14 protein-coding genes are annotated in these 8,966 nt (G+C 35.3%); 12 read left to right on the top strand and 2 right to left on the bottom strand.

Annotated features, from left to right (window positions below):
- The 3 genes from B5D55_RS09120 to B5D55_RS09110 form a co-directional block, all read left to right on the top strand.
- A partial coding sequence (locus B5D55_RS09120; RefSeq protein ID WP_143593312.1) for an integrase core domain-containing protein occupies window positions 1-297 on the top strand: 297 nt, incomplete at its 5' end.
- Between the two features lie 81 nt (window positions 298-378).
- On the top strand, window positions 379-1,005 hold the full coding sequence (locus tag B5D55_RS09115) for a restriction endonuclease subunit S domain-containing protein (protein ID WP_078933701.1): 627 nt from the start codon (window positions 379-381) through the stop codon (window positions 1,003-1,005).
- A 2-nt stretch (window positions 1,006-1,007) separates the two neighbouring features.
- Window positions 1,008-1,328 (top strand): cyclic-phosphate processing receiver domain-containing protein, encoded by a 321-nt coding sequence (locus B5D55_RS09110; protein WP_078933700.1) that lies wholly within the window; start codon window positions 1,008-1,010, stop codon window positions 1,326-1,328.
- On the opposite strand, the gene B5D55_RS09105 is transcribed toward B5D55_RS09110, so the two are convergent.
- Window positions 1,325-2,311 carry a WYL domain-containing protein gene (locus B5D55_RS09105; RefSeq protein ID WP_078933699.1) on the bottom strand — a complete coding sequence of 329 codons (987 nt, stop codon included), beginning with the start codon at window positions 2,309-2,311 and terminating at the stop codon, window positions 1,325-1,327. The genes B5D55_RS09110 and B5D55_RS09105 overlap by 4 nt on opposite strands.
- Window positions 2,312-2,326: 15 nt before the next feature.
- On the bottom strand, window positions 2,327-2,662 hold the full coding sequence (locus B5D55_RS09100; protein WP_078933698.1) for a hypothetical protein: 336 nt from the start codon (window positions 2,660-2,662) through the stop codon (window positions 2,327-2,329).
- A 138-nt stretch (window positions 2,663-2,800) separates the two neighbouring features.
- Between B5D55_RS09100 and B5D55_RS09095 the strand changes: the two genes are divergently transcribed.
- The 9 genes from B5D55_RS09095 (at window position 2,801) to hflK (ending at window position 8,955) form a co-directional block, all read left to right on the top strand.
- Window positions 2,801-3,406 (top strand): hypothetical protein, encoded by a 606-nt coding sequence (locus tag B5D55_RS09095; protein WP_143593307.1) that lies wholly within the window; start codon window positions 2,801-2,803, stop codon window positions 3,404-3,406.
- A complete protein-coding gene (locus B5D55_RS09090) occupies window positions 3,384-4,064 on the top strand; it encodes a uracil-DNA glycosylase family protein (RefSeq protein WP_078933696.1) in 681 nt (226 codons plus the stop codon). Before B5D55_RS09095 ends, B5D55_RS09090 begins: the two co-directional genes overlap by 23 nt.
- Window positions 4,057-4,638 (top strand): hypothetical protein, encoded by a 582-nt coding sequence (locus B5D55_RS09085; protein ID WP_078933695.1) that lies wholly within the window; start codon window positions 4,057-4,059, stop codon window positions 4,636-4,638. The genes B5D55_RS09090 and B5D55_RS09085 overlap by 8 nt, the downstream gene beginning before the upstream one ends.
- Window positions 4,635-5,060, top strand: a complete 426-nt coding sequence (locus B5D55_RS09080; protein WP_078933694.1) for an NUDIX hydrolase — start codon at window positions 4,635-4,637, stop codon at window positions 5,058-5,060. The genes B5D55_RS09085 and B5D55_RS09080 overlap by 4 nt, the downstream gene beginning before the upstream one ends.
- 429 nt (window positions 5,061-5,489) lie before the next feature.
- On the top strand, window positions 5,490-5,834 hold the full coding sequence (locus B5D55_RS09075) for a helix-turn-helix domain-containing protein (protein WP_078933693.1): 345 nt from the start codon (window positions 5,490-5,492) through the stop codon (window positions 5,832-5,834).
- On the top strand, window positions 5,821-6,366 hold the full coding sequence (locus tag B5D55_RS09070; protein WP_159446199.1) for an ImmA/IrrE family metallo-endopeptidase: 546 nt from the start codon (window positions 5,821-5,823) through the stop codon (window positions 6,364-6,366). Before B5D55_RS09075 ends, B5D55_RS09070 begins: the two co-directional genes overlap by 14 nt.
- A 208-nt stretch (window positions 6,367-6,574) precedes the next feature.
- Window positions 6,575-7,339, top strand: a complete 765-nt coding sequence (locus B5D55_RS09065) for a DUF4469 domain-containing protein (RefSeq protein ID WP_078933691.1) — start codon at window positions 6,575-6,577, stop codon at window positions 7,337-7,339.
- A 244-nt stretch (window positions 7,340-7,583) separates the two neighbouring features.
- The gene (locus tag B5D55_RS09060) at window positions 7,584-7,832 is read left to right on the top strand and encodes a hypothetical protein (RefSeq protein ID WP_078933690.1); all 249 of its coding nucleotides are present in this window, start codon (window positions 7,584-7,586) and stop codon (window positions 7,830-7,832) included.
- Window positions 7,833-7,980: 148 nt separating this feature from the next.
- Window positions 7,981-8,955, top strand: coding sequence for an FtsH protease activity modulator HflK (gene hflK, locus B5D55_RS09055; RefSeq protein ID WP_078933689.1), 975 nt, complete (start codon window positions 7,981-7,983; stop codon window positions 8,953-8,955).
- The last annotated feature ends 11 nt before the right edge of the window (window positions 8,956-8,966 follow it).

Genomic DNA, 8,966 nt, shown 5'->3' with positions numbered 1-8,966 from the left:
GAAACTTCGGCAAGAATATGTCATCCTCAGTCCAACGGAAAACTTGAAAGATTTCATTCAACGCTGAAAACCGAACATGTCCGCCAGACAGCGTATTTCAGTTATGAAGATGCAAAACAAAAAATGGCACAGTGGATAGATTTCTACAACAACGAACGTCTGCACGGCGCGCTTCTTTATCTGACTCCGGAAGATTATTTTGCAGGAAGAAAAGAAGAAAGACTTGCAGACAGGAGAAATAAGCTTCATAATGCAGATATAAAAAGAAGAGCTTATTGGTTAGCTCAACAGGCTTAAACCACCTTATTAGCTTTTATAAAAAAGTCCAAGTTCACTTTGGGCAGAACAGTATGCACAGCCCAACTAAGAAACATTATCATGGTTCTGGTGGAAATAAATGCCGCTGGTGTGGAAGTTTATCAACTGGTTCAGGTTGTATGCATAGCCCTACAAAAATACATGAAAGATAAAATACCTTTTGTTCCGCTTAAGGAAATTGCCACAATAAATCAAGGACTCTCTATAAGGTCTAAAATATGGAAATCTTCTACAAGAGAAGAAATAGAAGACTTATATGGACTACAGAAGAATGATGTTGTCATTCTTAGAAAGATGTACTCTAATGGCAAGAAAATTGCAGCACTTGTAGAAGACACAAAAATTGTGGTAGTTCCAAGCGCATCTTCTATGATTATTCGACCTGACACAACTAAGATTTTTCCACTTTATCTAAAAGCATTTTTGGAATTCCTGCCATCTGATAAAGTTATTAAAGAACTAAAACTCACAAGTAAGAAACATCTATTGTCAAAAGGAAGTCTATCTAAGCTTCTTGTACCGTTGCCACCTGTAACAGAACAGATTGCACTTTCTGATAAATACGATAAGGTAAAAACTGTAGATTTCTACCATCGTTATGCAAATCCGATTATTGAACAATATGATTCGCTTATGAAATTCTTGTGGAATTGTTACCAAACAGACAAAAAGGATATAATAAGTTAGAAATGCAGAGACTTTTATGGCTAGATGATTATAGAACCCCCAAAGATTATCTTATCAGAGATTATGAAATCACCTGGGTTAAAACATTTGAAGAATTTTGTGCTCATCTTGAAAACGATGGATTACCGGATATTGTTTGTTTTGACCATGACCTTGGAACAGAAAAATCTGGATATGATTGTGCAAAATATCTTGTGAATTATTGCCAGCAGCATAATCTGGATATTCCTCAATATGATATTCAGAGCTCAAATGTGGTTGGAAAAGAAAATATTAGAAGCCTTATGGATAATTGGCATAGATTATTTATCAGTAAATCCTAGATTCCTGCTAATTCTGCCATTTCACAGATTTTATCTTTCCAGCGTTGAACAAACTCATTCGGCTCAACAGGTTTTGCATCTGGACCACAGGATAAAATCCATTCGAGAATCTTATCATCCTGACTGGATGTAAAAGTAAGTGTAGTTTTATTTTCAGATACTTCTAATATCTGGTCATCTGCCCATTTGTTTTCGCTAATCCAAACCTGTGTATTGCCGTAAAACTCAATTTTATATTTTACAGGCTCTTTGAAAGTATAAGCACCGAATTTGCTAAAACCGTGTTTAAGTGAAAACTCATAATCTGCTGGTAAATCAAAACTTTCGTTATTTTTCAGTCGGATTTCTTCCATACGTCTAAGAACAAAAAGACGGTCATCCTGTTTTTCTTCATCATAGCCGTAAAGATAACATGTGCCATTATCGAGTAAAAGCTGATACGGACGAACAACACGATTTTTTCTTTCATCACCATGCCAGCGGCCTTTGTAATAAAACTGAATTTTAAGATTTTGTGTCATATAATCAAAAATCTTTGAAAACTTTTTCTGATCCTCTTTGTTGTATTCTGGCTTAGGAGGAACTGCAATGCGAGAAAAATCTTCAATAGGCATTTCTGCAAGCTCTTCAATTGTATCAATAACACTCTTATATAAGGGAGTATTTTTGTATTGCTCCAATAGTGATTTCATAATTCCAAGCGAACCATAATCTGATAATGAATCAATTTTGATATACTTTGCAGATTTCCATTTTTTATTCATTCTGAATGTAAGTTTATGCTTATCAAAAGTAATAATCTTTTCGCCTTCATCTCCAATCCTAGAAAGCTCGCGGCCAAGAGTTGCTGAACTACCAATATCTTCTTTTTGAAGAGTTGATTTATTTATAATTTCGTTCTTGGCTTCTGCCTTTTGGATGAGACGGATGATTTTATTTATACGCTCATTGCGTTCTCTGCTGATTGATTCATCATAATACATAATAAATACCTTTTTTTATTCAGAAGATAGCTTCATGGCAGCAAAAAAATCATGCATACCAAAATGAGTATCATTCATATATTTTAAGAAAATCTCTTTATTCAAAGTTATAAAAGATTGAACAGATTTCAACTCATCTGATGAAATTCTTAAAGTATTACCCTTTGCTAAAATTGACGGACAATCTTCTACCGAGATAGGAATCAGATCGCTTTTTTTTCTGAGTGTATCTGAAGTGTTATTTTGAAACATGAGCCTAGACTTATGTTCGCTATTTTCATCTATCCATAAATTTACAGGAAGTTTTGTATCAACCTTCCGAAGCATAGTTAGTTCAATTGACGAAAACATAATAGCTCTCCTATAGATTTCATTTCTAAAACGTTACTTTTACAGTCTGGAATATTTAGAAAAAAAAATCAACTACGTATCACCACTGATATGGACTTTCATGTTATAATTAATGTAGAAATTGCAAAGGGGGAAATTATGATTCCATTATTATCAGAAGATTTTGCAGCTTTTCATATTGAAAACTTTCTTACAATGACAGATGTTTATTGTGGTTTATACGATGAAGAATATACAACCGAAGCAGCTAAAAATCCAATACGTGTAAAATGGGCTTTTGCAGCTCAATTTTGTAATGATTTAAGCAAAAAACATAATTTAGAACCCTGTTATTATTTAAATGGTGAGCCTGTATCTGCTATTAATTTTGATATTACAGGAAAAGATTTTGAATGCAGATATGAAAATAATGGCTGGAGACTTCCGACTAAAGAAGAAGCAAGACTGCCCATCTTTGAATTATATGGAGATATGATTCAAAGAGAAGGCTGGGAATGGACTAACGACGATGGTGAATGGCTTACCGGTGAAAGCAAAATAATAGTACGTGCAAGTGATGATTCTGATTTGGAAAAAGGTATTTGTAAACTAGAGCAAACTAATTCTGATCCTGAAGAAAAAAGAGGCTTCCGTTTATGCAGAGGTATTAAGGATGCTCAATTTGCAGGCGGATATTCTCCTATTGTTAATAAAAAACTTACACCGGAAGATGAGGAAATATATGGACGAAAAATGCATAGATAATTTTATTGATTTTGGACACAAACAACTTTCTCTTATTGAACAAAGGAATGGAGAAGTTATTTATAGTTCAAAAGAAACTTTTAAGAAAGGAAAATATTATTTTCTTGGATTGAATCCTGGAGGTGAAGGATTTATTTCTATAAAAAAACATTTAGACGATTTTTCAACTTGGACAAAAAATTCAATTTGTGATTTAAAATGGAATACTTCAAATCATGAATATGCAGAAGGTCAATCACCTTTACAACTTAGAATGCAATATCTTTTTAATAATGTATTAAAAAGTGATATTCGTGATGTGTTTTCGACTAACCTGATTTTTGAAACAACAAAATCTGCAAATACATTAAATTTTGGACTTGCAGGTTTATGTTGGAGTGTTCATGAATCAGCATTAAGTGTTATTCAGCCGGAAGTAATTATTACTTGCGGAAATGACCAAGAGAAATCTGCATTTTCATTTATTGCGGACCTATATTGCGGAAAAATTGAGCAAAAGTTTTTATCAGGAACTTTTACAATAAAATATTCAAAAATATTTATTCAAAATCGTACTACATTGCTCATAGGACTTCCTCATTTAAGCAGATTTGAAATTAGAGACAATGAAGATTTTAAGAGAAAACTTTTAAATATTTTGGAAGAAAATAATGAATAAGTTTGTAAAGAAAGAAGTTTTGACAGTTTATATTTCTCAATTTGCAATGATTGCCGTTGCTCTTTTTTGCTGCTTGGCACCATTAATTTCTAATTCTGCATATCTATCTGGTTGTAAAGCAATTTCTGGATTATTCCTATTAGAAAGTATTTTTGTTGTAAATATTGTTTATATGACTACACAATTCCAAGGAAATAAAAGCCTTCTTCCTGGAAAAATTGCACTTGAATGTATGGGAGAAATGTTTTTCAGAATCGACGAAAACTGCAATAAAGGCCTATTTTCAAAAGAAGATACAGAGAAATGTAAACAGAGATATAATAACGTATTAAAATGGCTTGAAAGATTTGATTTTCTTGCAATCCCTTTAATGATTATTGATTGTGCTGTAATTGGATTATCAATAATCGGAATCATCATTTTACAGATTAAAAAACATGAAGTTTCATTTTGTTCTCTCTATGGAGTTGCAGGATTTTTTATTGTAATGCAGACAACTTGTCTTTTTATTTCTTCAAGATTTTTATGGAAAGCTGTTTTTGCCTGGATTGAGAGATTAAGAAATATAAAATGAGAAAATACAAAGGAGCTGGAATCGCTCTGTTTCAAAAACAAGATAATGACTATACAATTCTTTTAGGGAAACGGACTATAAAACCGAATAAAGGCAAATGGTCTATTCCTGGCGGCGGATTTGAAAAAACTGATAATTCATTATTTGAAACTGCTATTAGAGAATTACGAGAAGAAACAGGAATTAACTTATCTAATTCAGTAAATGAAAAAAAAGCAATCATCTGTAGTTTTCACTATCCATGCTTCGAATGGAAAACTTTTATGTTTGAAGTTGCTTCTGATTTTCATGTACCAGAAAGATTTTGCTATGAGTTTTCTGAAATTAAGTTCATTTCTCTAAAAGATATTCATCAATATAAATTAGCATTTGGAGTAAGGAAAGAAATCAAAAAATTTTTAATTCAACTATATGTTGAATGACGATTCATGTTATTAGATGTAAAGCAGCCGGAACCTGAACACGTGTATTTTCATTGAAATCTGAAGACATAATTTACCTGTTAAAAAAAATATTATCTTATATTTTCTTTATTATAATGGAAATTTCTTTTTTCTTCTATTGTTATCTAAACACAGATAAAAACTGAAGGGATTTTCAGCGTACAGATACCGTGCAGCGATTATGTTATATGCAAAAACTGTACTTTTATAGAAGATTACGTATTCTCGTTATGCTGTTATAAACAGTCTCCTCTCAGTGTTACAAAGTATCTCGCTATAAAGGAGATAAATCATCTCCAATTATAAAATTGGTAATATTTCTTTCCATGTACTTGACTAAAATGGAAAGTTAAATTATCCTTATGGTAAGAAAGTTTAGATTCTAATTTTCTTTTGGGGGTATAAGATATGGAAGAAACAATGGGTGATAGAATCGCCCGCCTGATGAAGGCAAAGAATTTAAGTCAAAAGGAGTTCGCACAGGCAATCGAGTCTACAGAAGCTTCTGTTTCCCGTTATCTGAGCAATGCAAGAGAACCGGGTGCAAAAGTTCTGGTAAAGATTGCAAATGTTCTTGGTGTGACTGTTGATGAAATTGTTGGAAAAGAAGATGAATCCGATTTTTCAGCAGAATTTCCGAGAATAAAACTTCTTTTGGCTCGTAATTCAAAAATTATAACAAACGAGCAGAAGAAAGAAATAATAAATGCCCTTCTTACTGACTCTACGGAGGATAGTGGTGAGACTTTCTGATGAAAGATACGAGGAGATAAAAGAAGAAGTTGTTGAATTATATAAAGAACTTCATATTACAAAGTTCCCTGTTATAGCTATGGATGTCTGCAAACAACTCGATATTGTACTTAAATCATATAATCAGTTTAATGAACGGGCATTTGTAGCTGTTATAAGGGCAAGTGAGGATGGAATGGTAGCAAAAATAGACAATCATTATGAGATTTTCTATAACCCTTCAAAAGATTCTGCTCGTGTGCGCTTCACAATCTTTCACGAAATTGGGCATATTCGATTGCACCATCTTATTCATGATGAAGAAAATGAAGCTGAAGCAAATTTCTTTGCAAGTTATTTTTTAGCTCCTGCTCCGCTCATTCACTACTTTAATCTTGAGTATATACATGAAGTGATGGATAAGTTTTGGGTAACAATTTCACTTGCAACAAATGCCTTTAGCCGTTATGGAAAATGGCTTAAATACTCAGGCAACTTTTATACTCAATATGAAAAGGAACTTTTAGAACTTGTAAAGGAGGAAAACACTTGAAAACAGACTTAAAAAGTCTTTCTGCTTTATCCGGTGCGGAAAGACAAAAAAAGCTGTAAGTTTACGCCAATAAACCTACAGCCTGTATAAATGCGTGAACACTTATAAATTCGTTGATTTTTATAGTATCACGCATGACCGCCGGGGTCAATATCTTAAAAACAGGGCTTTATGCTTTGTAAAAATCTCATATTTTATAGGTGATACTATGAACGACAAATCTAATAAATTATCAGACACAGTGAACGTTACTATGCATACGCTCACATTCTCGGACAAAACAGTTTCTTATGCTAAGGTAAAAAGAAACACGGCTTTTATTGGAAACATTGTTTCAAAAATCCTTGAACACAATAAAGTTATGGACAGAGAAACATTGCTCTATTCAGCAGGGCTTTTCAGAAATGCCATTTTGGAACTTTTAAAAGCCGGAAAAGCCGTTGATCTTCTTGAAATGGGAATCCTCTATATCAAGCCAGACGGAAGCATTGAGTCAGAAGAGCCGGGAATAGATGATGTTCCCAAAATGACACTTTCTTTTACACCAAGCGACATTGCTCTTGAAGCGGTAAAGGATGTAACTGCCGGTGCTGACATTTCCACAACAAACGAGCCACTTATTTCTTCCTTGTACAATATCCATACTAAAACAAGCGGCACAAGGCTTTCTAAAGGATATTCCGCCCGGATTACAGGCAGACGAATGAAGATTGCCGGCGATGAAGCAGAAACAGGCTTGTATCTTGCTTCCTGTTCAGAAGATGGCACTTATGATATGGATTCTTCCACATGGACTTGTCTTGGAATGGAAAACATTGTTGATAACACCAACACAAAAATTCTGTTCAATATTCCAGATACTGTAACTTCTGGAAAATATAGGCTGATTATCAAAACTGCATACGGCTCAGGCACACGCATAAACAAAACTGTAAGAACAGGTGTTTACGGTGAAACTGTTTTAATTGCATAAGTCTTTTTTAGGGCAGAGAGTTTTCTCTTTGCCCTAAAGCAAAAATCGAGATTCCTGTTGAACCTTCCTGCACGGACAAAAATTAAAATCCATTTTTAGCAAGCCACTTGTCCAGATCAGAGTCAAGCGTTGCGCCGCCGGAATAATAAACGGAAAGCGGATTCTAAACTTTTGCATCGGGCACCAGTTTTGTGATAGCCGAAACGCTCTGAGCAGCCAGAGGAAGCAGAAAGATCTATCTGTCATGCTGAACAAAGGCTACAACTACATAAACAGCATCGAAGGGGGAGTGTCTTTTCCGCCGCCGCAGGTCATAGACGAAATTGCTTCATTTCTGCACATTGAACCGGAGATTCTTTTTTCTAAAAATGCCTGCCCGAAAAACATCAATTCTTCGTTCAAGAAAAAATACTCCGCTTCTCTTGCCGCCACGCTCATCTCCCGGGTAAGCGCGGAAATTGAAAAAGTCTGTCGCGACTCGCTTGAAAAATAATCCCTCGCCACCCTTACAAAAAATCTTTGCCAGTAAACAGCCGTTCTCCGCGTTATTTTCTTGTTTTTTTTTCTATAAACATTTATCTTTAAAAAATACACGTCCGCCGGTTTTGCGCGGATGCACCACCTTTTAAGGACACATATTTATGGAACAGAATTCAAACGTAAAAAGCTTCAAGAAACTGAAGCCGGCGCACTTTTTATGGATTATCTGGCTGCTTCTTGCGGTCATCGTATTGGGAAGCAGTTTCTTTATCGTAGATGAAACGGAACAGGCTGTCATCACCAGATTCGGTAAATACAACAGGACTTCCGGTCCAGGTCTTCAGTTCAAGCTGCCCCTCGGAATTGAAAAAAGCTATTCCGTTCCGGTAAAAGTAATTCAGACGGAACAGTTCGGTTTTAAGACTGTAAAATCCGGAAGGGAAAATGAATACCGCAACAACATCACGAACGAGTCCACAATGCTCACAGGCGACCTGAATATCGTAGATGTTGAATGGATTATACAGTACAGGATTGTAGATCCAAAACAGTGGCTGTTCGGCGTTATGGAAAAGAACCAGACTATCCGCGACATTTCTCGCTCCGTAATAAATTCCCTTGTCGGCGACAGGGCAATTCTTGACATTATGGGAGCTGACCGTTCAGCAATTGAAAACAGTGCACTTGAAATGATGAATGAAAATTTCAGGCAGCTGGGGCTTGGAATAAACGTAATCACCGTAAAGCTTCAGAACATCATTCCGCCGAGCGGCGTTCAGGATGCATTCGAGGACGTAAACAAGGCAATTCAGGATATGAACCGTTTTATAAACGAAGGAAAGGAAGCATATAACTCGGAAATTCCTAAAGCTCAGGGAGAAGCGGACAGACGTATTCAGGTAGCAGAAGGATATGCTGCAGAACGCGTCAATATGGCAAAAGGTGACGTAGCACGCTTCAACTCCGTCTACGATGAATACCGTCGTTCTCCAAAAGTTACAAAAGACAGAATCTACCTTGAGACAATGAACGAAATATTCGGTTCAGACACAAAACCAGTTCTTATAGACGGAAAACTTGATAACGTGCTGCCGGTAAAAAATCTTGGTGCAGCACAGCAGCCGGCAAAAAACTAAAAGGATGGACA

The organism is Treponema porcinum, assembly GCF_900167145.1.
Classification (GTDB): Bacteria; Spirochaetota; Spirochaetia; order Treponematales; family Treponemataceae; genus Treponema_D; species Treponema_D porcinum.
This window is presented reverse-complemented; position numbering and strand designations above follow the sequence as displayed.

Excerpts from the sequence above, each read along its gene's own strand:
- B5D55_RS09115 (WP_078933701.1), top strand. The coding sequence starts at position 379 with ATGGTTCTGGTGGAAATAAATGCCGCTGGTGTGGAAGTTTATCAACTG.
- B5D55_RS09065 (WP_078933691.1), top strand. The coding sequence starts at position 6,575 with ATGAACGACAAATCTAATAAATTATCAGACACAGTGAACGTTACTATG.
- B5D55_RS09105 (WP_078933699.1), bottom strand. The coding sequence starts at position 2,311 with ATGTATTATGATGAATCAATCAGCAGAGAACGCAATGAGCGTATAAAT.
- B5D55_RS09080 (WP_078933694.1), top strand. The coding sequence starts at position 4,635 with ATGAGAAAATACAAAGGAGCTGGAATCGCTCTGTTTCAAAAACAAGAT.
- B5D55_RS09110 (WP_078933700.1), top strand. The coding sequence starts at position 1,008 with ATGCAGAGACTTTTATGGCTAGATGATTATAGAACCCCCAAAGATTAT.
- B5D55_RS09075 (WP_078933693.1), top strand. The coding sequence starts at position 5,490 with ATGGAAGAAACAATGGGTGATAGAATCGCCCGCCTGATGAAGGCAAAG.
- B5D55_RS09095 (WP_143593307.1), top strand. The coding sequence starts at position 2,801 with ATGATTCCATTATTATCAGAAGATTTTGCAGCTTTTCATATTGAAAAC.
- hflK (WP_078933689.1), top strand. The coding sequence starts at position 7,981 with ATGGAACAGAATTCAAACGTAAAAAGCTTCAAGAAACTGAAGCCGGCG.
- B5D55_RS09085 (WP_078933695.1), top strand. The coding sequence starts at position 4,057 with ATGAATAAGTTTGTAAAGAAAGAAGTTTTGACAGTTTATATTTCTCAA.
- B5D55_RS09090 (WP_078933696.1), top strand. The coding sequence starts at position 3,384 with ATGGACGAAAAATGCATAGATAATTTTATTGATTTTGGACACAAACAA.
- B5D55_RS09100 (WP_078933698.1), bottom strand. The coding sequence starts at position 2,662 with ATGTTTTCGTCAATTGAACTAACTATGCTTCGGAAGGTTGATACAAAA.
- B5D55_RS09060 (WP_078933690.1), top strand. The coding sequence starts at position 7,584 with ATGCTGAACAAAGGCTACAACTACATAAACAGCATCGAAGGGGGAGTG.